This window comes from Vibrio sp. Y20_XG_PY13 (assembly GCF_024181925.1).
In the GTDB taxonomy this organism is placed as follows: Bacteria; Pseudomonadota; Gammaproteobacteria; order Enterobacterales; family Vibrionaceae; genus Vibrio; species Vibrio parahaemolyticus.
This window is the reverse complement of sequence record NZ_JAMZAL010000010.1, coordinates 25,284-47,523: the sequence shown is the minus strand read 5'-3', so window position 1 is coordinate 47,523 and position 22,240 is coordinate 25,284. Positions and strand designations below refer to the sequence as shown.

Annotated in this window: 17 protein-coding genes; 13 read left to right on the top strand and 4 right to left on the bottom strand. The window is 41.1% G+C overall.

Annotation, left to right across the window (positions count from 1 at the left end; translation table 11 throughout):
* Positions 1-4 precede the first annotated feature (4 nt).
* Together NL646_RS19430 and NL646_RS19425 are read left to right on the top strand one after the other, a co-directional pair.
* A complete protein-coding gene (locus tag NL646_RS19430) occupies positions 5-2,341 on the top strand; it encodes a sensor histidine kinase (RefSeq protein WP_253664581.1) in 2,337 nt (778 codons plus the stop codon).
* A gap of 12 nt (positions 2,342-2,353) precedes the next feature.
* The gene (locus NL646_RS19425) at positions 2,354-4,255 is read left to right on the top strand and encodes a hypothetical protein (protein WP_253664580.1); all 1,902 of its coding nucleotides are present in this window, start codon (positions 2,354-2,356) and stop codon (positions 4,253-4,255) included.
* Between the two features lie 115 nt (positions 4,256-4,370).
* Here NL646_RS19425 and NL646_RS19420 read toward each other — a convergent pair whose 3' ends face one another.
* Entirely contained in the window at positions 4,371-5,258 is an 888-nt protein-coding gene (locus tag NL646_RS19420; RefSeq protein ID WP_253664579.1) for a LysR family transcriptional regulator, read from the bottom strand.
* Positions 5,259-5,383: 125 nt separating this feature from the next.
* On the opposite strand from NL646_RS19420, the gene NL646_RS19415 reads away from it, so the two are divergent.
* From NL646_RS19415 to NL646_RS19390, 6 genes are read left to right on the top strand one after another with little or no spacing between them, the layout of a single operon-like run.
* Positions 5,384-6,184, top strand: a complete 801-nt coding sequence (locus tag NL646_RS19415; RefSeq protein ID WP_253664578.1) for a TIGR01459 family HAD-type hydrolase — start codon at positions 5,384-5,386, stop codon at positions 6,182-6,184.
* Positions 6,181-7,308: a hypothetical protein gene (locus NL646_RS19410; RefSeq protein ID WP_253664577.1), complete on the top strand. Its 1,128-nt coding sequence runs from the start codon at positions 6,181-6,183 to the stop codon at positions 7,306-7,308. Before NL646_RS19415 ends, NL646_RS19410 begins: the two co-directional genes overlap by 4 nt.
* Positions 7,301-8,677 (top strand): pyridoxal phosphate-dependent aminotransferase, encoded by a 1,377-nt coding sequence (locus NL646_RS19405; RefSeq protein ID WP_253664576.1) that lies wholly within the window; start codon positions 7,301-7,303, stop codon positions 8,675-8,677. The genes NL646_RS19410 and NL646_RS19405 overlap by 8 nt, the downstream gene beginning before the upstream one ends.
* Before the next feature lie 5 nt (positions 8,678-8,682).
* Positions 8,683-9,891, top strand: a complete 1,209-nt coding sequence (locus NL646_RS19400; protein WP_253664575.1) for an acetyl-CoA carboxylase biotin carboxylase subunit family protein — start codon at positions 8,683-8,685, stop codon at positions 9,889-9,891.
* Positions 9,884-11,038 carry an ATP-grasp domain-containing protein gene (locus NL646_RS19395; RefSeq protein ID WP_253664574.1) on the top strand — a complete coding sequence of 385 codons (1,155 nt, stop codon included), beginning with the start codon at positions 9,884-9,886 and terminating at the stop codon, positions 11,036-11,038. Before NL646_RS19400 ends, NL646_RS19395 begins: the two co-directional genes overlap by 8 nt.
* Before the next feature lie 15 nt (positions 11,039-11,053).
* Positions 11,054-12,292, top strand: a complete 1,239-nt coding sequence (locus tag NL646_RS19390) for an MFS transporter (RefSeq protein ID WP_367618108.1) — start codon at positions 11,054-11,056, stop codon at positions 12,290-12,292.
* 241 nt (positions 12,293-12,533) lie between these two features.
* On the opposite strand, the gene NL646_RS19385 is transcribed toward NL646_RS19390, so the two are convergent.
* On the bottom strand, positions 12,534-12,998 hold the full coding sequence (locus NL646_RS19385) for a tRNA (cytidine(34)-2'-O)-methyltransferase (protein ID WP_253664572.1): 465 nt from the start codon (positions 12,996-12,998) through the stop codon (positions 12,534-12,536).
* 174 nt (positions 12,999-13,172) lie between these two features.
* On the opposite strand from NL646_RS19385, the gene NL646_RS19380 reads away from it, so the two are divergent.
* On the top strand, positions 13,173-13,613 hold the full coding sequence (locus NL646_RS19380) for a tRNA (cytidine(34)-2'-O)-methyltransferase (protein ID WP_253664600.1): 441 nt from the start codon (positions 13,173-13,175) through the stop codon (positions 13,611-13,613).
* Between the two features lie 69 nt (positions 13,614-13,682).
* On the opposite strand, the gene NL646_RS19375 is transcribed toward NL646_RS19380, so the two are convergent.
* Entirely contained in the window at positions 13,683-14,201 is a 519-nt protein-coding gene (locus NL646_RS19375) for an FxsA family protein (RefSeq protein ID WP_140130261.1), read from the bottom strand.
* A 459-nt stretch (positions 14,202-14,660) separates the two neighbouring features.
* Between NL646_RS19375 and aspA the strand changes: the two genes are divergently transcribed.
* The 4 genes from aspA to NL646_RS19355 all read left to right on the top strand — a co-directional run bounded on the left by aspA (position 14,661) and on the right by NL646_RS19355 (position 20,421).
* Positions 14,661-16,112 carry an aspartate ammonia-lyase gene (gene aspA / locus NL646_RS19370; RefSeq protein ID WP_005460458.1) on the top strand — a complete coding sequence of 484 codons (1,452 nt, stop codon included), beginning with the start codon at positions 14,661-14,663 and terminating at the stop codon, positions 16,110-16,112.
* 175 nt (positions 16,113-16,287) lie between these two features.
* Positions 16,288-17,595 (top strand): anaerobic C4-dicarboxylate transporter, encoded by a 1,308-nt coding sequence (locus NL646_RS19365; RefSeq protein WP_005457503.1) that lies wholly within the window; start codon positions 16,288-16,290, stop codon positions 17,593-17,595.
* Between the two features lie 160 nt (positions 17,596-17,755).
* Positions 17,756-19,597 (top strand): protein-disulfide reductase DsbD, encoded by a 1,842-nt coding sequence (locus NL646_RS19360; protein WP_030000089.1) that lies wholly within the window; start codon positions 17,756-17,758, stop codon positions 19,595-19,597.
* A gap of 194 nt (positions 19,598-19,791) precedes the next feature.
* Complete coding sequence (locus NL646_RS19355) at positions 19,792-20,421, top strand: response regulator transcription factor (RefSeq protein WP_017449376.1); 630 nt, start codon at positions 19,792-19,794, stop codon at positions 20,419-20,421.
* 3 nt (positions 20,422-20,424) lie between these two features.
* Here NL646_RS19355 and NL646_RS19350 read toward each other — a convergent pair whose 3' ends face one another.
* Positions 20,425-22,170, bottom strand: coding sequence for a potassium/proton antiporter (locus NL646_RS19350; protein WP_169608549.1), 1,746 nt, complete (start codon positions 22,168-22,170; stop codon positions 20,425-20,427).
* Positions 22,171-22,240 lie beyond the last annotated feature (70 nt).

The window sequence follows — 22,240 nt, the reverse complement described above, 5'->3', positions numbered from 1 at the left end:
TATAATGAGTAAAATTCCTGGTTTTAGAATTGCAGCTAGAGCGTTAAGACAGCTTGGAGCAGAGCTGATCACTTCTGATGAGATAGCGCTAAATGAGTTAATAAAAAATGCTTTAGATGCCAAGTCTAAACAAGTTTCTATAAAAATCTGTAACCCATTTAAGAAATCTAGAAGCAACTTTATCTTTGATATAGAGAAACTGAGCAAAGATGAGTTATTAGAAAAAGTTAAGAATAACTTTTTAGATGACTATGAATATGAAGGTATCATTGAAGCTCTCGAGAAAAAGCTTGAAAGCTGTGAGCCAGCCCAATTCTCAAATATTATTCATCAACTATATGATGAGGTGTGCTCTATTTCAATTGAAGACGATGGGGTGGGAATGGATGCTGACAAGCTACAAAACTCTTTCTTAGTGATTGGAACTCCAACAAAATGGATTGAAAAACAAGCCGAATCTGATAGTGAACTTCTTGGCGAAAAAGGGGTTGGACGGCTCTCCATGATGAGGTTAGGTAGATACTCCAGAGTGAAGTCTGCAGTAGAAGGAGATAGCCATGAAAACCAAATAGATTTTGACTGGAAGAAGTTTGATGACCCTAAACTGTTTTTAGACCAAGTAGAAATACCTGTCACCCTTGGAAGCTCAAAGATCAAAGAGGAGCATGGCACACAGATTTTAATCAAAGGTATTTACGGCCATTGGAACGAAGATAAGATATCTGACTTTATACACTCTTATATTAGACGTCTTCAAAATCCATTTGGAAAAAAGTCTAGGTTTCCTATCCTTATATACCTAAATGGAAAGCGACAGCCTGTTGAAAGGATCTATCCATGGTTTAAAAAAGCAGCGAACTTCAGTGCTAATGTAAAACTTACGATTAGTGATGAAAAACCATATTCGTTAAGATCAGAACTAATATGGAGAGGGACATCTAGCCCAGAAATCAGGGAATGGTCAGAGCAAGATTTGCTAAGATTATTAGGTGAAAATAATACACCTTTGGATATCTCAAAACTACAAGAGCTTGGTAGTATTGGGCTTGATCTACTGTGGTTTAATCGAAGCGACTTAAAAGGCCCTAATATTGACCACTCTCCAGCCCAAATTAAGGAAGAGCTAAATCTCTGGTGCGGTGGATACGCTATTTACAGGGATAACTTCAGAATAGGAATGACAGGAAGCTTAGAAGATGACTGGCTTAAGGTTGATACCGGTTCTCTAAAGTCACAGGGATTTTCATTTAACCGCTATCAAACTGTTGGGGCATTGTCTATAACTCAAAAAGAAAACCCTAAGTTACTCGACTCTGCAAACCGTGAAAAACTCATAAATTGTGAACATCTAGATTTATTGAAGAAACTATTAACAAACGTTGTAAACCCAGAATTAAAATCACATATAGGCGTCTTTAAAGATAACAAAACCAAGACATTGGCCCAAGAGGCGACTGCCGAAGAGACAATGAAAGACGCTAAAGCTAGACTAAAGAAAGCTCAGAAAAGAGCAGCGGAGCTGAAAAAGGTTGTCCCTAAAGACAAACATAATATAGTGTCTGAAATTGATCATACTCTAAAAACACAATATGAAAATCTGAGAAATTATGAAAGAGCTATAAAGTTAGCTACAGATCAACGCATCGAAGTCCTCGAGTTAGCAGGGCTAGGTATGGTCGTAGAAAAAGTAGTACATGAACTCTCTCGCTTAACAGAAAAAACTGTAGACAACTTAAAAGTTTTGGAAAAGAACAGTCCTGATCAGGATATGTCGGGTGTGATTTCTATTATTCGTGAACAAATTAATGTCACAAATAAAAGAATCAGAACTGTTGATGCGTTGAGTCCATCAGGAAGAAATAGAAAGGAAATATTTAATTTATCCAGAGCGATACAAGATGTTATCGATGGCTTCTCTGGTAGGTTAAAACGTCATAATATCAATATTTACTTTACTGTAGATGATGAATATGAGAACAAAGATTTCAAAGTCCATATGGTAAAAGGGCTAGTTGCGCTAGTATTAGAAAACCTATTGGCTAACTCTATTTACTGGCTTCAACAAGGGCTTGTTTCTGGTGAAAAAGATAGAAATATATTTATCAACCTAGACACAAAATCATATGTTCTTTCTGTCAAAGATAATGGCCCAGGAATAGAACCCTCTGTTAAAAAGGATATCTTTAGAGCCTATTACTCAAACCGACCTGAGGGCAAAGGCTTGGGATTATTCATCTGCAATGAAGTTGCAGAGTATCATGAGTGTTCTGTGTACCTTGACCCCCAGGAAGATGTTGATGGAAGGCTAAGACGCTTTATTTTAGAGCTACCAGAAAAATAGAAACATACTAGTATGAAAAATATAATAATTATTGATGATGATATTTTTACAAAATTCTCCGATTTACCTCATTGTGAGTTTTTTAAGTTACTTTCAGATGAAGACAGCGAGGAGTTCAAAAACACTCATGAGTATTTAATTCAGACTAAGGGCAATGAATACTCAGATATAGAGAAAGCTATTGATTTCATACAATCAAACCGCTTTATAGAAGAAACTTTCTTAGATACAGGTTACGCTGAACTTTTCAATACAGAAGATCATACTAAAACACTTTTTGAACAAGCTGAAATGGAAATAAAAGATAGATCTAAGGCTTTCCAACCTTTCCTAGATTGCTTTAGTGATAATCAGAAGTTCACTGTAAATAAAAGAAATGATCGCCCTGTAAATGCAAGGGATCTAAAAGGCTACGATATAATCATCATGGACATGTACATGGGTGATGATTATGACAATGACACCGAGGGATTTGCTAAATATCTAGGGGAAATTTTTTCTGAAAATAATACCCCTGGTATTTTTTTAATTTCTTCAAGAGATGAACTAGAGGACTTAAAGAAAACCTTCAGAAAAGAAGCTAAAATCAGTTCTTTAAGCTTTTCAATACTCAATAAAGAAATCGATCTAAGTAAACCAAGTGCGTCTACTCAAATCCAACTAGCATATTCACAAATGTGTAAGGTTGGTAATGCAAGTCTTGCGATTAGAGAGTTGTCAAAAGCGCTTGAAAGTGCCATATCGGACTCCACTAGTACGCTTCTCGAACAACTATGGTCTCTAGACTACCCATACATACATCAAATGCATGCATGCACTTCCAATGAGAACGTTCCCTTTACAGATCATTTGCTGTCAGTACTATCAAACAAACTACAATTTAGCTTAGAGTCAAATAAGCATCTAATTGATAAAGTGGAAAATTTAGAAAGAAATATACAAAGTAACAATGAAAAGTACTGTAGTTACTCTAAGGAATCACCTATCGCAATGCATGACTTTGAGGCTTCAAGCTACTTTACTGGAACAAGGTTTAGTCTTCAAAGTATCTCCTTACGCTTACTGAGTGAAATAAACAATAACCCAACAGAAATTCCTTACAAAATCCCTTTCGGATTGGTGTTAGTAAAAGCAAATTATAAGAATGAACAGGAGCCAATAATATTCGAAGATGGGGCAGATGTTTTACTCAACTGTACACAACAGTGTGACTTAAGCAGGAATATAATTAAGAACGGAATAAATCTAATTCTGATACAGGGTAAGTTATCGAGAACACCTTCTCAAGATCGTTACTCTTTACCACTTCCAACTGATTTAGATTCAGAAAATCAGCGTTGGTGGATAAATATTGACGAAAGAAAAATAGTGGCAAAGCCTCTTTATGAATTAATAAGATATTTAGCCTTTAACTCATATACTCCTATTTCTACTGCTCGAGAAAGTGTAGTTCGTCAAATTAGAGCTCTAGCATTTGATAACATGTCTAGAAATGAAGCTTCTGTAAAATCTGGACATAATGATCTATTTTCAGTCAAACTAATTAAGCATAAAGTCGGCAGTGAATATGAAGTTATAAAATATAAGGATTCACTTGATCAAGACAAGCCTGTATTACTGTACAAATTTCCAGATGGTACCAAGTCAAAAACATACCACTTGCTAGATCAAGAACATGTAGAGGTCATAAGTTGGGTTAACTCGCATTGCCCAGAAATTTCAAAAAAATTATCAGAAATAGAGGGTAAGGATGATCTCGAGGCAATTTTTAAAAACAAGCTACCAAGACTAGGAAAGAAATATTCTACACCTATTGCTAACTTCTACGTTTCTGACGACCCGAAAATTGTTGATAAAGCAGTTACTCAGCAAATTCCTTTTGCTATTCAATTTTCAATAATACCGGAAAAATAAATACTAATAATGCATATTTCGGAGCATCCTGAGCAACTATTCGGGATCCTCCGTTCCAATTTCAATACTGATTAAAAGTGCCTTCCCTGAGATACTTCACAATAGGCAACCGCTTTTAATCAAGCTCTCTCTTAAGCCAACCAATAAATTCATCTATTTTCTCAATTCTTGGTGAAAGTTTAGAGTAAGTAAGATAATGGTTTACACCAGGTCTTAAATCAATATCGAAAGGCTTAACGAGTAACCCACGCTGAACCAAATCCGTCGTTGATGATTCAGTTGCTAAACAAGCCCCATGCCCTGCCACCACAGTATTTACAGCCAAATCAATAGATGATACGTCAAGCCATTTGTTTGGAATGTAGATATTCTCATCATCAACTCCTGCATTTTTAAACCATCGGTGCCATTGCTCTTCACCAAGTGATGCGCTGTAAACTAACCAGCACTTAGATAAGTCTATTGGCGATTTGATGTTTAGATCACTTTGAATCATTGGAGAACAAAAAGGGTAAACTGGCTCACTAGTAATCAAAGCTTCGTGTTTATCATTTGACAGATTTGAAGATTGTGATTGCCTAATGTCAATATCAGCTTTGATAGAAGGATCACTACCTTGACTAAGCAGATGGATATGAGTCTTGGGAAACTCAACGGAAAATCTCCACAATCGAGGCATCAGCCAAATTGCAAAAGAGGGACTAGCTTGTACAAACATGGGGCTCCCTGAATTGGCCTTTTCAATGTGTTCTAGCCCCACTTCCAACGAAGAAAGGCCTTGACGAGAGTGTTCAAATAATAATCTTCCAATATCCGTTAAAGCCATCTTCCCCGATCGCTTCTCGAACAATTTGCAGTTGAGAGCTTGCTCAAGTTTACGAATCATCTGACTCACAGCCGCCTGACTTACACAAAGTTCCTCGCTTGCCTGGCTGTAACTACCTAACCTTGCTGCTGCATCGAAATAGTAAATTGCATTAATGACCCTAAACAACTTTGTCATAACTTAAACTTATACCATGGTAAATAATAATTGCTATGCTGCAAGAGTACATTGTCATAACATCGATTAACAAGGTGATTACACCAAAAAACAAATAAAAATCTTATATAAGCTAGGTCTAAAACATGACAATTAATGACGTCAAGCAAATCAAACTAGGTGGGATACCTCAATATGACACATATCTAGTGGATGTATGGGGAGTTATTTATGATGGCCACAAATTGATTGCATCTGGAATTAAATTACTCGATGAATTAATGAAATATGGAGAAGTTATACTACTCAGCAATACTTCGCGTACTGCTACTGAACTTACTCATATGTTAGAAAGTAAAGGGATGGACACATCAGATCTTAGCGGAGTAATTACTTCAGGAACACTTGCCCAAAAAGAGATAAAAGCTTTCATAAAGCAAAATGACAGCAGCTCATTTTATCATATTGGCTCTATTGAACCATCTAAATGGTTACACGAACTACCAGCAAAAATGAGTGACAATATTGACACATCTGACATTGTCATTTGCTCCAACCTCCTCACAGATACTGAAGAAAAACTTATACAATTAACCAATCAAATTAAAGAAAAGTCTCTACCTGTTTTCATAACCAATCCTGATAAAAAGGTATTTATTAGCGGAGAGATTCATATGTCAGCTGGAGTTATGACAGATTATTGCGAAAGCAACGATATAAAGGTATCTGTTTATGGAAAGCCAGAAACTAGCATATTTCTGCATGCGATAGAAAGCATTGGAGCAAAGAAGCAAACGACTTGTATGGTAGGCGACTCACTTAACACTGACATACTTGGCGCTAATCAATGCGGAATAGATTCAATTTTAGTCCAAAGTAACAGCTCTATTTCACAAACAGAACCATTAACAGATAAAAACCAACCAACATATCGAGTTTTCCTATGACAATGAAAAAAATATTAATTATTGGATCTGGCAACTTGGCATCAATGGTTGGTCAACAATTAGCATGGCGAAACAACGACCTAGAAGTCATCTTTGGTGCAAGAAATGTAGCTGAAGCGCACCTATTAGTTAATAGCATTAAATTTACATCCTCTAATTTAGGCAATACAAATCTACATGTTCGAGCGATTCATTTGGATCTTTACAATGTAGAAGAAAGCTCAGTTACGATAGATGAAATCAAACCCGATCTAATCTTCAATACTGCGACTGATCAAGCGTACTGGGTTGCATCAGAGCTTCCCTCTAAAATATTTCAGGAAATTGCGAAGGCAGGAATAGGACCATGGACCGCATGTCACGCAGCTCCCGTCGTAGCGTTGATGGAAGCTTGCAACTTATCCTTATACAAGGGACTCGTTGTTAACGCTGCATTTCCTGATGCTGTTAATCCTCTTTTGCAGCACTCTACATACGCACCAGCAATAGGTATAGGAAACGTTGCAAATATAGTTCAGCCTATTCGACATGCGGTTAGTAGTATGACTAACAACTCTATATCCGATATTGATATAAGAATGATTGCACATCATGTAGTAGGAAATACTATTCCGTCAACAGGACATACTAATGGAGCTCCTTTCCATATCGAAGTTTCTTCTAATGGTAAGGTAATTTCAAACATAAACTTTGATGCAATTTTTGCACATATCCAGACTTCATTAAAACGAAAACGCGGAAAAGAGGGTATGTGGGTTACGTCTAGTTCAGCAGTAAGCGTGCTAGAGGGACTTATATCTGATGAAGGTTACATTCAAACACACGCACCTGGGGTCAATGGTCTTGTAGGTGGTTATCCGGTAAAAATCACTAACGGGAAGGTAGAGTTAGATTTACCTGAACATATGACATTATCAGATGCTAAAGCCATTAATGAACAAGGGCAAAATTACGATGGCATCCAATCAATTGAACAAGGCTACTTGAAGGTTACAGACTTTTCACAAGACATATTTCGTAGATTCTTAAATATTGACTTACAAGGCTTCCACCTCAATGAAGCTCGTGAAGTATCGCAAGAAATACTAGCCAAATATAAAGAAGTGAAGGTCAAGTATGCATAATAACCTTTTATTTCAATATGAAAATGCTAAACGTGTACTTTCTGGTAATGATTTAAGTGGAAAAAAATCATTTTCTAGCATGTTTGATAAAGATGTTATTTCGCTGTCTCATGGAGATGGGACTCGACGTCCCCATCCTAGCATTATATGCGCGGGAGTGATGTCTCTACTCGATCATAACCACTCTCCAGATGACTATCATGTAATGACGGAGAACACCAAACTGGTGGATTGGGTAATTAATGATTTTTTGGACGATCAGATACCACCAGAGTTAGCAAGCAACGTACTATTTGCCAACGGCTCTACAAGCATATTCGATTCAATATTCACCTTATTAAGCCAAAAAAATAAGAAAGCATTAGTTCCATCATCATTTTATCATAATCTAATAAAATGGTCTGATCTCTATGGTGTACCTTTAATATGTGATTACACTTCACCTTCCAATGACTACAAAATAACGTCAGATAACATAGAAAATCAGATAAAGAATAATGATATAGATGTACTATTTCTGTTTAATCCAACACAAACAGGTGCCATATACACGGAGAAGGAGTTAAGTCAGATAGCCGAAACTTCTATTAAACACAACCTTATGGTTTTTGTTGACAGTGTTTTTGCTGGGACTGAATTTATTCCTAATACAAGAACCCCTCAATTGGGCCAGTTCTACGCAGGTTACCCAAACAATCTTGTAACGATTAAAAGCGCCTCAAAAGTGTTGAACCTTGCAAACCAAAGAGTTGGCTGGGCTTGCGGAGGAAGGGAAATCATCCAAAGGCTTAAAGATATATCTAGTTCAAAGAACCCCTCTATGAACAATGTATCTCTGGAGATGGTTCGGCATGGCTTAGAGCACTGTAGAAGCTATATAAAAGAGAACAACGCCGAATGCGCATACCGAGCATCATTGATTGAAAGTTTGATCTTTGATGTAAACAACGCATTAGGGGAGGAGTTGGTCTTTATCGGACATAAACCTGTCGCAGGACACGGGATTTTGTTGGACTTTGATAACTTAGCATCCAAGAAAGGTAACCAAGTTACTGGAGTTCAGTTTTGTGAGCATCTATTACGTGATCAAAAGCTTTCTCTATCACCTGCAGACTCTCTTGGTTTCAATGGCTGTAAGGCCAGAATTGCTTTTTCGTCAGTGGGACTCAAACAAACCTATATACATAAAGACACTGAGCTTATGTATATCATCAGCGCTCTAACAAAAGGTTCCTCCGAAGGCTTAGATTCACTATTCAAGTTACCTCCTAGCGAAAACTATTTTTCCCGAGGTAGAGAACTCTTGATAGATGCCCTAACCCAAAATCTAACTAATGGCATAAAGTCATTTATAACCAATCGAGCATAAATAATATGAACGTTATTATAGTTGAGAGTAACTTAGCTGGTAATGGAACAATTGCTTTGAAGCAAGCTAAACAGTTGGGTTACCGCACGATATTTGTCTGTAAAGATCCTGCTGAGTATAATTCAGTAGAGCTTAATCCAATTTTGGTTGCGGATGAAGTTGCTGTTATAGATACCTATGATATTACAAAGTTATTGGCATGGGTTGCGACTCAAGCCGATATCAAAGCAGTACTAGCGTTTGATGACTTCCGAGTCATTCAAGCAGGTATTATGGCTGAATATTTAGGTCTACCTTATCACCCTAGTGTAAAAAGCTTATTAACAGTACGAGATAAGAGCTTATTTAGACAAAATCTGTCGGGGACGGCATATGAAATACCTCATGAGATTTATCATTCAAATTCACCATCATTTAATTACCCTATTGTACTTAAACCAGTGGACGAAAGCGGGAGCGTTGGGGTAAAAGTCTGCTTAAATCCTGAAGAGCTATACGATGGCATCGCCCGCATTAACAACTTAAGCAAAGTTAATGGACGAGGTTTTTCAGTAACTAAATCTGTATTGCTAGAAAAATACATATCTGGTCAAGAATATAGTGCAGAGCTAACATTTGATGCAACCATAGAACAATGGATACTCATTGGGATTGTAAAAAAAATCACTACACCACCACCATTTTGTGTAGAGCTGGCCCACATATTTCCATATTCACTCAATGAACCTACTGATATTGAAGTAAAAAAACATATATGTCGTGCCCTTACCCATTTAGGCCTCACTAATACTTATGTTCATGTTGAGTTCAAAATATCTGAAGGGCAAGTCTATCTCATTGAAATTAACCCTAGACCTCCAGGCGGCATGATTTCAGATTTGATTGAGAGCATGTATGGCATTCCCCCGTCAGCACTGATGGTAGCATCTCATCTAGGGCTACCAATTCCGGAACCGACTGCTAAGAGTGATGGTGTGTGTGCCGTGGCATTTATCACATCAGCCGAACCCAAGTCGATAAAGAGTATTAAAGTAACTCACCCTTCAGAACTTATTAAGCATGCGACTGTTTACAACCTTCCTCGAACGGTTGATGGATTGCGTAGCGGAGAAGATCGACTAGGTTATATTCAACTCAAGGCAGGCTCATTAGAAGAAGTAGAAAGTGTAGTGATAGAACTATTAGAAGGTACAGGAGTAGAAATCTGTGAATAAAGCCATTTGTATTATTGGTAGCGGGAAAGAAGTAGTTGATAGAGCTAAAACACATGGGTTAAAGATCCTATTAGTTCAGTCTAATAAATTATGCCCATTAGAACCACAAAAGTTCGCAGATCTAGTTCTTATTTGCGACTTTGAATTAGACGATTCAGTAGATCAAGTTGTTAGATTGTGTAGAGATTCTGGTATTTCTAAGGCCTTAACATTATCTGAACATGCATCTTGTTTTACAGCTAAAGTGAATGACAAGCTAAATGAAACAAATACTTATTATGAACAGTATCGCTTTTTTAGTAACAAACTCAATATGCGAAGAAAACTGGAAGATACTCCACTCAACCAAGTAGCATTCATGGAGGTCAAAGATAAAAAAGATCTAATTACAGCAGCAGATAAGCTTGGCATGCCAATGATTTTAAAGCCAGCCTATGGTGTAGGAAGTCGAAATATACATCTGATTAGATCACATGAAGACGTTATGAACATACTTGATCTGGATGAAGCATACATTGCGGAGGCTTTTATTATTGGTTCTGAGTTTTCACTAGAATGCTTCTCTAAAGAAGGTATACATACGCTTCATGCAGTGACAGAGAAAGGTTTGTTCGAAGACTCTCCAAGTATGTTTGTTGAACGTAATCACCTTATAACGAAAAAGAATAATACGGGCAAGTTATACCAAGAACTACAATTGTTTGTTGACCAATTACTTAGCCATGCTGGATACAAAAATGGCCCAAGCCATATTGAAGTAAAAGTGGATGGTAATAACAGAATATCACTTATTGAAGCTCACTCTCGGGTTGGTGGAGATTCAATCCCAGAGTTAGTAGCTTTGTCGACCAATATTGACCTATATAATTTCTCGATACTAAGCCATATGGATTACGACTTTGACAATTCAAGGAAAAAAGTGGAACGTGAAAGCGCAATAGCATTTTTTCCACTCCCCCCTGTAGGCAAAGTCCTTAAAGGCATCCAGAAGTTGTATTGTAATCCATATGTCAGACATATAAAAGAACCCAATAATACTCATTCGACGTCAGATGTAATAAGAAAGTCTAGTGATCGAAATGGGTACGTAATTTATTGCATTAGAGATGGTATTGAACAAATAGACATTATGAGAGACATCCGATAGGAGAATACCTTTAAAATGAGTCGGTCCAATTATATTTTGTTAATAGTCATGTTTATATCTTGTATAACTATGTTCTCTTATTATCCATTTTTGGTGACATACTTAAATACAAGTACTTATATTGGCAGTGATAATGTTGGTTTGTTAATGATGATAGGAGTAATATCTGGAAGCTTACTGTCATTATTTAGTTTGCTGACATTAAAAGTAAAAGATCAATCTATAGGGTTGATCTTTTCACTTACGATGTTCTCTCTATCCCTTTTTATAATGGGTTTTATTAGTACATTTGATTTATATATCATTATATTGGCAGGAGTGTCTCTATCTATTTTCATTTATCGATATGCGATAGGTTTGTATTTTACTTATTCTCGTTCTCTACAGATAAACTGCCTATCAACTCAGAGCCAAAAGTCACTGTTATTTACGAGAATAAAGTTAGTAAATAGCATAGGGGGAGCGATAGGCCCATTGATAGGTCAGTACATTATTAATAATTATGGCCATGATTATCTATTCTTTACTACAAGTTCTTTATTTGCACTCTGTGCATTGATTGTACTGATCTTAAGGTTGTCAATTCCATCGAGGGAAGTTAAAAACTCAACGATAAGCAATACTCGAAAAAATCCAAAAAGCTTTCTAGCTACCGTAACAACTGAGTTAATCAATAATCCTAAGTTCCGATACTTAACGCTTGGAGCAATGTTACACTTCACATTTGAAGCTCAACTTTATACATTTATTTCGCTAAATATAGAGAGAACTGGAATACCAAATAGTATAGGACTGATATTTTCACTCAATGCAATTGTATTAATTACAATAGCTATACTCGCGGGATACTTTTTGAAAAAAATATCTACGTATGAACTTTCTAGACACTTGATATTTATTGGTTCATCTATGTCTTGCTTAGCTATAATACTTTCAATGCAAGCTACAAATATGACATGGCTTGTCATAATTGTCATACTTTTTTCAATTGGCGAGTTCATTACACCTCAAACTTGCTTAGACATAATCACAGACATTGATAAACCTGTTACTCAGCGTCTAGCGGTATATAATTTCTTCACATCATCTTTGGGCATGGGACTCGGTTTTTTTATAGGAGGGGCGTTATTTTCTCAAGCAAACGCTCTACTGTCGACTATAGTCTGGATAACAATTCTTATGGGAATAGCCACCTGTTTTTACACAAGTGGACAACATAAGGAAATAAGTGAAGTAAATACTGAGAATCAATAACGGAATTGAGAAATACAAGGTTCTATACTTTAGGAACGGTACCCACTTGTTCTGGAGCTCTTATTTAAAAGCAACAAAAAATGATCACGTGGGTAGGTCAATTCTACCTCAGTAATCATGTCTGTAAGGTTTTAAAATTTAAACTTTTTAAGCCAATGACCAATGAATGCTTAATCGAGCGAGCTATATCAACAAAAGAGGTCCCTACTGGATAGATAACAGTTAGTGCACTTTCCTAAGTCTACTTACCCTTGGTGAAGCCAACCTGGCGCCACGCTTCATAACTAACAACAGCTACAGCATTAGACAAATTCATGCTCCTAGCATCAGGTAACATGGGGATGCGAATACGTTGTTCTTCAGATATTTCATTACGAATATCATCTGGTAAACCCGACGTTTCGGAGCCAAACAAAAGGACATCACCTTCAACATAACAGGGGTTATCATGTGGGCGGGAGCCTTTCGTCGTAAGAGCAAATATACGCTTCCCCTCCATTGCTTTTTTAAAAGCAGAGTAGTTAGGGTGTACAGTCACTCTTGCAAGGTCTCTGTAGTCGAGAGCTGCACGTCGTAGTTTCTTCTCTTCAAGATCAAAACCAAGTGGTTCGATCAGGTGTAAATGGCAACCGTTATTACTAACTAACCGAATAATATTACCAGCGTTAGCAGCTATTTTTGGTGAATACAAAGCAATATGAAACATAATATTAATAATGACAATGGATTAGTGATAGCGCTTAAACTTACGCCAATTGTGTGTTCAATTATACACTTTTTTTCTTAGGTGGCTTTCTTTAGGAAATGATTAGCTACTAAAAACCTGTTCTAAAGATACTTTTTAATTTAAACCTAAAAATATTAACATATTTAGGTAGCAATAATTCCTGACATCATTCGACTTTGTGCCAACTGCGGTGCAAACCTGCATTTGATTGAACCGCTGGGTTTCGATCTGGAAGAGAAAAAAGTCCGCCGCGCAGGATTGGATTATCACGATTTGGCTCGCGTAACGCGTCATAAGAACTATCAAGCATTCTTGGAATATCTCGATAAAGAAAAGCAAGGCAATTACCGTCTGTTTGCTTGCACCACCAAAACCACAGGTCACCACGTTGATGCGCAATACCAAGCAGGTGATGTGTTGATGTTTGGTCCTGAAACTCGCGGCCTACCAGCAGAGATCATTGAAGGCTTGCCAATGGAACAGCGTATTCGCATCCCAATGATGCCAGACGCGCGCAGCCTGAACCTTTCGAATGCCGTTGCGATCATTGCTTTTGAAGCCTGGCGTCAAATGGGCTTTGAAGGGGCGTTGTAAGCTCAACGAATTCCAGACACAAAAAAGGGCGCGGAATGCGCCCTTTTTTTTCTTGATTCACTGATTCAATCAGTTGAGCTTGTTACGATCATCGTCGTCTTTACGCTCGTATTCACCTTCGAAGGTGTTGCCGTTGTCCGAGCGAGAATCGAACGGGTCACGATGAAATGGATCTTGCTCAAATGGCCCTTGGTTTGAGAAACCACCTTGGAAGCCACCACTATGCATGGTTTTGACGACCATCTTGCTCATCAAGTATTTCGCAATCGCGGCACGCGGCGCAGGCAGCAATACCACCATACCCAACGCGTCGGTCATAAAGCCGGGTGTCAGCAATAGCACACCGGCAACCGCTAGCATCACACCTTCAAAAATTTGCTGTGCTGGAATTTCGCCTTGTTCAAGACGGCCCTGAACAGACATCAAGGTTTGAATACCTTGGCTGCGCACTAATGACGCGCCGACAAATGCCGTGATCAGCACTAATGCGATGGTTGGCCAGAGACCTAAAAAGCCCCCCACCTGAATAAATAAGCCAATTTCAATGATTGGGACGAAAATAAACGCCAATAATAAGATAGGAAACACACGCCCTCCTTTGTTTAATTCAGTGTAATGGTAAAAGCCAAGTAACCTCAAACGAATCGTTGTAAAAAAGCGTGTTCATACTCATGGCTTTTTTATTCAGGCGAACACACAGGCAAACTTTGCGAAAACACGCTATACATTTATGCGTTGCATTTGTGCGCATACCGATTTTTTCGTGCTTGAAAAGTGCCAATTTCGAACTCTAAAAAACCATGTTTGTCGAGGAAAATTGAATACCCACAAAGGGTTATTAATAACCCGTTCATACTTTGCAAATTATTGACTCATGAAAAGCGAAAAAGGTGATCTAGTTACTATTTTTATGCGCTAGGTGCAGTATGATGTGCCACATAAGTCAGGACGGATTTTCCAGCCAAAAATTCTGATGAATGGATTCTAGATTGCAGAAATGGCTAATAAATAACTTTATTATCAGAATTATCATCTAAGGATCCTGCTATGGCTACCCTATCTGATGCTCCAAAAACAGCAAACCAAGCCACTCGTATTGAAGAAGATCTATTAGGTCAACGTCATGTCCCTGCTGATGCGTACTACGGCATTCATACCCTACGTGCGATCGAAAACTTCAACATCTCTAACGTAACTATTTCTGACGTACCTGAGTTCGTACGCGGCATGGTGATGACGAAGAAAGCAGCGGCGTTGGCGAACAAAGAACTTGGCGCCATTCCTAAAGAAGTTGCTAACTACATCCTAGAAGCGTGTGATTTGATCCTAGAAACAGGCAAGTGTATGGATCAGTTCCCTTCAGACGTATTCCAAGGCGGCGCGGGTACTTCCGTTAACATGAACACTAACGAAGTTATCGCGAACGTTGCACTTGAACTGATGGGCAAAGAAAAAGGCCAATACGAGTTCATCAACCCGAACGACCACGTTAACAAGAGCCAATCTACTAACTGTGCGTACCCAACTGGTTTCCGTATCGCGGTTTACAACAGCGTACACAAACTAATGGAAGCGATTGAATACCTAAAAGGCGCATTCGATCTTAAAGCAACTGAATTCAAAGACGTATTGAAGATGGGTCGTACTCAGCTTCAAGACGCAGTACCAATGACAGTTGGTCAAGAGTTCCACGCTTGGGCTGTAACGCTAAACGAAGAGATTCGTGCTCTAGATTACACATCTAAACTCCTACTAGAAATCAACCTAGGTGCAACCGCAATCGGTACTGGTCTTAACACACCAACTGGTTACCAAGCTCTAGCAGTGAAACACCTAGCGGAAGTAACTGGCCTTGACGTTGTACCTGCAGAAGACCTAATCGAAGCGACTTCTGACTGTGGTGCATACGTAATGACTCACGGCGCGCTAAAACGTCTAGCAGTGAAACTATCGAAGATCTGTAACGACCTTCGTCTACTTTCTTCTGGTCCTCGCGCAGGTCTAAACGAGTTGAACCTACCTGAAATGCAAGCAGGTTCTTCAATCATGCCAGCGAAAGTAAACCCAGTTATCCCAGAAGTAGTAAACCAAGTTTGCTTCAAAGTTCTAGGTAACGACAACACGGTTTCTTTCGCAGCAGAAGGCGGTCAGCTACAGCTAAACGTAATGGAACCGGTTATCGCACAAAGCATGTTTGAGTCTATCTCTCTACTACACAATGCGTGTGTGAACCTACGTGATAAATGTATCGACGGCATCACTGTAAACAAAGAAATCTGTGAGAACTACGTTTACAACTCAATCGGTATCGTAACTTACCTAAACCCATACATTGGCCACCACGAAGGTGACATTGTCGGTAAGATTTGTGCAGAAACTGGTAAGAGTGTTCGTGAAGTCGTACTTGAGCGCGGCCTGCTAACTGCAGAAGAACTTGATGAAATCTTAACAGTTGAAAACTTCATGCATCCTACTTACAAAGCGAAACGCTACGAGTAAGCATTGAAGCTAAGGGGGGCCATCCAGGCCCCTTTTTTAGGCTTTTTCACGGTAACCACATTTTTAATAAGCTTTTATTGCCGTAGGCCGCTGGGTTCTGATTCTCTGAACATTTACTCCTGTTCCTGAGTGTTCAAAAAATCAGAATCAAATAAAAAACTAAAGAGGTATCAATATGGTCATGGTCGAACTCTTCGTGGTTCTGCTCTTCATCTATTTGGGGGCAAGAATCGGCGGTATCGGCATTGGTTTTGCCGGTGGTGCTGGGGTCATTGCGTTGTCTTTGATCTTGGGTGTCCCGACAAGCCAAGCGTACATTCCTGTTGACGTAATTTTGATCATCATGTCTGTAATCACGGCTATCGCAGCAATGCAAGTGGCTGGTGGTTTGGATTGGATGGTACAAGTTGCGGAAGACTTTTTGCGTAAACATCCTGAGCGCATCACCTTTTATGCGCCAATCGTAACATTCCTAATGACACTAATGGCTGGTACAGGTCACACAGCATTCTCTACTCTACCGGTTATTGCAGAAGTAGCGAAAGGCCAAGGCGTTCGTCCTTCTCGTCCACTGTCTATCGCGGTTGTGGCATCGCAAATCGCTATCACAGCGTCGCCAATTTCAGCAGCAGTTGTGGCGTTTGCTGCAATGTTGCATCCGTTTGGTGTGGATTACCTAACGCTACTTGCGATCTGTATTCCAACCACGTTCATCGCTTGTATGATCGGTGCATTCGTTGCGAACTTCATGGGCTGTGAGCTAAAAGACGATCCTGAATACCAAGAGCGTCTAGAGAAAGGCCTAATCAAGCTAAACACAGAAGCAAAACGCGAAATCCTACCAACTGCGAAAAAAGCGACGTTCATCTTCCTTGGCGCTATCGCTTTCGTCGTATGCTACGCAGCGGCTATCTCTGGTTCAGTGGGTCTAATCGAGAACCCAGCACTGGGTCGTAACGAAGCAATCATGACAGTAATGCTGGCAGCAGCCGCGGCGATCGTAATGAGCTGTAAAATTGATGCTGGCAAAATCCCAGCAGCAGCGACATTCCGTTCTGGTATGACCGCGTGTGTGTGTGTTCTTGGTGTGGCATGGCTGGGCTCTACGTTCGTTAACGCGCACGTTGATGGCATCAAAGAAGTGGCTGGTGCACTACTAGCTGACTACCCATGGATGCTAGCACTTGTTCTATTCTTCGCGTCTATGCTGCTTTACTCTCAAGGTGCAACTACCGTTGCGCTTATGCCTGCAGCACTTGCAATCGGTGTAGCGCCACTAACAGCGGTTGCGTCTTTCGCAGCAGTAAGTGCGCTATTCGTACTACCAACTTACCCAACGCTACTAGCTGCGGTTGAGATGGATGACACGGGTTCAACTCGTATCGGTAAGTACGTATTTAACCACCCGTTCTTCGTTCCAGGCGTGGTCACCATCGCATCAGCGGTAGCACTTGGCTTCGCATTCGGTGGTCTACTGATCTAGTAGAAACAGAGTCTTACTCGGGGAGCTTCGGCTCCCTTTTTTCTTTTCTGCGCCTTGAGTATTGCTTAACAAATCTTCACTTGGATGAAACTTATTAACTCGCCTGCGGGTCTGATTGAGTTACACTAACGGCAATTATCTAAGATGAATTGAACCTTTTATGCGCGCATTACTTTCCGTTTTACTCTTAGGGCTCATTACCTTTTCCACTCCGTCTTTAGCTTTATTTGGCAAAGACCAGTTTAACAATAGCCAGAACAACAGCTTTGGTAGCAGCAACGACAGCTTTGTTCCGGTCGACCAAGCGTTCCCGTTTAACTTCTACCAACAAGACGACAAATTGATGCTCGATTGGCAGGTACGAGACGGCTACTACCTGTATCAAGAGCGCTTGTCTGTGTCTGGTGAAAACATCTCTCTTGGCGAACTGCAAATGGAAAACGGCACGCCACATAAAGATGAATTTTTCGGTGATGTGCATATCTACACCACGCCTTTATTTGTGAATGTACCGCTTGATGAGTGGCAAGAAGGTGCACGCGTGATCGTGCAATATCAAGGCTGTGCAAAGGCTGGATTCTGCTACCCGCCAGAAACTCGCATCATTCCAATAGACGCTTTTACGGCTTCCATTGCTGATTCCGCAGTCGCAACAAAACCAACGCAATCGACAGCAAACAACAACCAAACAAGCGCGACATCACCAACGGCGAGCACGTCAGTGTCATCAAACAACACTCCAGCACCAGTCACTGAGCAAGACAGCCTCGCGGCGAACCTTGCTGACAATTGGTGGACTCCGCTGCTGTTTTTAGCTCTTGGTGTAGGCTTAGCGTTTACGCCATGTGTTCTGCCAATGTACCCAATTTTGACCAGCATCGTACTTGGCAGCGGGAAACTCAGCCAACGCCGCGCTCTGGGTTTATCCCTAGTTTACGTGCAAGGCATGGCGCTGACTTACACTCTTCTCGGCTTAGTGGTGGCATCAGCAGGCATGCAGTTCCAAGCAGCGATGCAACACCCATATGTGTTGATTGGTTTGAGTATCTTATTCGTCACGTTGGCACTCTCCATGTTTGGTGTGTACACCCTGCAATTGCCAAGCAGTGTACAAACGTGGCTAAACAACCTGAGTAACAAACAGCAAGGCGGCAGCAGCGCAGGCGTATTCGCGATGGGTGCGATCTCAGGTCTGGTGTGCTCACCGTGTACCACAGCACCTCTGTCGGGCGCACTACTCTACGTTGCACAAAGTGGTGACTTGCTGACTGGTGGTATTGCGCTTTACGCACTGGCGATGGGTATGGGTATTCCGCTGATTCTCGTGGCGGTATTTGGCAACAAACTGCTGCCAAAAGCTGGCGGTTGGATGGACCGCGTGAAGACACTATTTGGTTTCATTCTGCTGGCAGCTCCAATCTTCTTGCTTGAGCGTATCTTGCCAGAAATGTGGTCGACGGCGTTGTGGTCTGCGCTCGGTATCGCGGCATTTGGTTGGTTGTATCACATCAAAAACAGCTTGGAGTTTGGTGGCTGGAAGCAAAGCGCAATTGGCATTATTGCCGTCCTCGGTTTGTTCGCCTCCGCGCAACCAGCACTGAATTATTGGTTTGGCAATAACGAAACCCAAGCACAGCAAACAACGGTTAGCTTTACTCGCATTGCTAATGTGGCCGAGCTTGAAGAGCAACTGGCGCTAGCGAAAGCAGCAGGTAAACCTGTCATGCTCGACTTCTACGCCGACTGGTGTGTAGCGTGTAAAGAGTTTGAGAAGTACACCTTCCACGATCCAAAAGTCGAAGCTAAGCTGCAAGACTTTGTGTTACTGCAAGCGGATGTCACCAAAAACCAAGTGCAAGATATTGAGCTACTCAAACACATGAACGTACTGGGTTTGCCGACCATCGAATTCTGGGATGCGAAAGGCGAACACGTTTCAAACGCTCGTTTAACTGGCTTTATGCAAGCCGAGCCTTTCTTAGAGCACATCAATCGATTCTGATATCACATCATTCAAACGCCAGCGATTTTCGCTGGCGTTTTTTGTTGCACAGATTTGAATGAGAAAAATGCGGCTATATGCAATTTTCCTAATAAAAGTCGATTTGGTTCAGACTTTTAGCGAATAAATATTGTCCACCTTCTCAAAGCTGGACAATAATTCATTTAACGAAATAGTCAAAAGTGTTTAACGTCATGGATTCGACCTACACCATCATCATCGCCGATGATCACCCTCTCTTCCGTAATGCATTGTTCCAATCGGTACACATGGCTGTCAGTGGTGCCAATCTGCTTGAAGCAGACTCTCTTGATGCCCTGCTTGCATTACTCTCCAAAGAGGAAGAGCCGGATTTGGTGCTGTTGGATCTCAAAATGCCTGGGGCTAATGGAATGTCAGGGCTTATCCACTTAAGAGCGGAATACCCAGATTTGCCTATCGTCGTGGTATCCGCCAGCGAAGAGCCAACGGTGGTGAGTCAAGTGAAGAGCCATGGTGCGTTTGGCTTTATTCCGAAATCGAGTGATATGCGTGAACTGGTCAATGCACTCAACCAAGTGCTCAATGGCGACCCATACTTCCCTGAAGGGCTGATCACCAATAACGCAGCGTGTAATGATTTAGCAGAGAAGATTGCCGCGCTAACGCCACAGCAATACAAAGTGTTGGGGATGTTGTCTGATGGCTTGCTGAACAAACAAATCGCTTACGAGTTGAATGTATCAGAAGCCACCATCAAAGCACACATGACGGCGATTTTCCGCAAGCTCGGCGTGAAGAACCGCACGCAAGCCGTCATCATGTTAACGGAAATGAATGATTAGGACTTAGTCCTCCTCTTCCCCTTCCTCTTCTTCATTGGGTAAACGTAAACCAACCTTAGTCACTTGGTGATCCACCACGTCCGCGATTACCCATTGCAATCCTTGCCATTCAAACTGGTCGCCCAAAACAGGCGTGCTACCCAGCTGTTCTTCAACAATATTGCTCAAGGTTTTATCTTGCAGTTCATCGCCCAAATTCAAACCGTACATCATCGCCACGTCGGCCAGCTTCACTTCAATATCTAAGAAGAAATCACCAAAGAAACGAGTCAGAGAGGCTTTCTCCGGCGCTTCACTGAACAACAAGCTCAGTGCAGCTAAGTCTTTCTCTTGAGCCAATACACATAGGGTATCGTCTTCTTCCAACCTGGTACTGCCCGATGGGTGAAGCAGTTCTTGATTACGGAAAACAGCCGCAATGCGCGTGCCCTCAGGCATCGACAAACTACGCAGCGGTTCGCCAATGCACCATTTATCCGCTTTCAATCGGTAGATAAACAGTTCCCACTCACTGGTTGGGTAAATCTCCACACCAGTGCGAGAGATTGGCTCAGGCTTTGGTGGCAACTCAACCTTGGCAAGCGACATCGCTTTGGTCAGCGTACCGCCCTGAACGATCAGCGATACCATAACCACGAAGAAGGCCAAGTTGAAGTACAGCTGCGCGTCTGGCAAACCAGCCATCATAGGGAATACCGCAAGAATGATTGGCACCGCGCCACGCAAACCAACCCAAGAGACAAACCACTTTTCACGTGGCGTGAAGCTCTTAAATGGCAGCAGTCCAATCCACACGGAAATAGGACGGGCAAACAAAATCATACCAAACGCAAGCGCCAAGCCTGGCACCGCAATACTCAGCAAGTTCGACGGCGTAACCAACAAACCAAGCACGAGGAACATGCCAATTTGCGCTAGCCACGTCATACCATCTAATACATGCAGAATCGAATGACGGCTGCGCGTTGGACGGTTACCCAGCAATAAACCCACGACGTAAATCGACAAAATACCGCTGCCGCCTAACGAGTTCGACAACGCGAAAATGATCAAGCCGCCGCTGACGGTCAAAATCGAGTACAAGCCATCCGGCAGTTGATTGCGATTGATGACTTTCCACAAGACCCAGCCACCAGCAAAACCAAGAAGCGCACCGATACCAAACTGCTTAACAAAACTGAGCGCTAAAAAGCCGGCGCTTAACTCCGTTCCCGTACTAGAAAGAATCGCAATTAACGTAACGGTCAAGAACACCGCCATTGGGTCGTTGGTGCCCGATTCAATTTCTAACGTCGAGCCAACACGTTCGTTCAGACTGCGCCCTTTCAATAAAGAGAAGACCGCGGCCGCATCCGTTGAACCGACAATCGCGCCAACCAAGATACCTTGCAATAAATCCAAATCGAACAACCAGGTCGCCATCAAGCCAGTTAACAATGTCGTGATGGCTACGCCTATGGTTGCCAACGACACCGAAGGCCACAAGGCGACCCGAAAACTGGCGACTCGCGTTCGCATCCCGCCATCCAAAAGAATGATGGCGAGCGCTAAGTTACTGACTAAATAAGCGATGGAATAATTATCAAATAAGATTCCGCCAAGGCCATCTTCCCCAGCCAACATACCTACCGCAAGAAATACGAGAAGGATTGGAATCCCCAATTTTGAGGACACGGGGCTTAAAAGAACGCTCAGTGCAATCAGTAATGCACCAATCAGAAAAAAGCTGTTAATGGTGTCTGCGTCCATTCTCACCCTCCCTAAATGAAAAGCTACAAACAATCTCAACGAGTAAGCATATAAGTTCCTAAATCACCTC

Coding starts and splice junctions, on each gene's coding strand:
- NL646_RS19430 (WP_253664581.1), top strand. CDS start 5: ATGAGTAAAATTCCTGGTTTTAGAATTGCAGCTAGAGCGTTAAGACAG.
- NL646_RS19425 (WP_253664580.1), top strand. CDS start 2,354: ATGAAAAATATAATAATTATTGATGATGATATTTTTACAAAATTCTCC.
- NL646_RS19420 (WP_253664579.1), bottom strand. CDS start 5,258: ATGACAAAGTTGTTTAGGGTCATTAATGCAATTTACTATTTCGATGCA.
- NL646_RS19415 (WP_253664578.1), top strand. CDS start 5,384: ATGACAATTAATGACGTCAAGCAAATCAAACTAGGTGGGATACCTCAA.
- NL646_RS19410 (WP_253664577.1), top strand. CDS start 6,181: ATGACAATGAAAAAAATATTAATTATTGGATCTGGCAACTTGGCATCA.
- NL646_RS19405 (WP_253664576.1), top strand. CDS start 7,301: ATGCATAATAACCTTTTATTTCAATATGAAAATGCTAAACGTGTACTT.
- NL646_RS19400 (WP_253664575.1), top strand. CDS start 8,683: ATGAACGTTATTATAGTTGAGAGTAACTTAGCTGGTAATGGAACAATT.
- NL646_RS19390 (WP_367618108.1), top strand. CDS start 11,054: ATGAGTCGGTCCAATTATATTTTGTTAATAGTCATGTTTATATCTTGT.
- NL646_RS19385 (WP_253664572.1), bottom strand. CDS start 12,998: ATGTTTCATATTGCTTTGTATTCACCAAAAATAGCTGCTAACGCTGGT.
- aspA (WP_005460458.1), top strand. CDS start 14,661: ATGGCTACCCTATCTGATGCTCCAAAAACAGCAAACCAAGCCACTCGT.
- NL646_RS19365 (WP_005457503.1), top strand. CDS start 16,288: ATGGTCATGGTCGAACTCTTCGTGGTTCTGCTCTTCATCTATTTGGGG.
- NL646_RS19360 (WP_030000089.1), top strand. CDS start 17,756: ATGCGCGCATTACTTTCCGTTTTACTCTTAGGGCTCATTACCTTTTCC.
- NL646_RS19355 (WP_017449376.1), top strand. CDS start 19,792: ATGGATTCGACCTACACCATCATCATCGCCGATGATCACCCTCTCTTC.
- NL646_RS19350 (WP_169608549.1), bottom strand. CDS start 22,170: ATGGACGCAGACACCATTAACAGCTTTTTTCTGATTGGTGCATTACTG.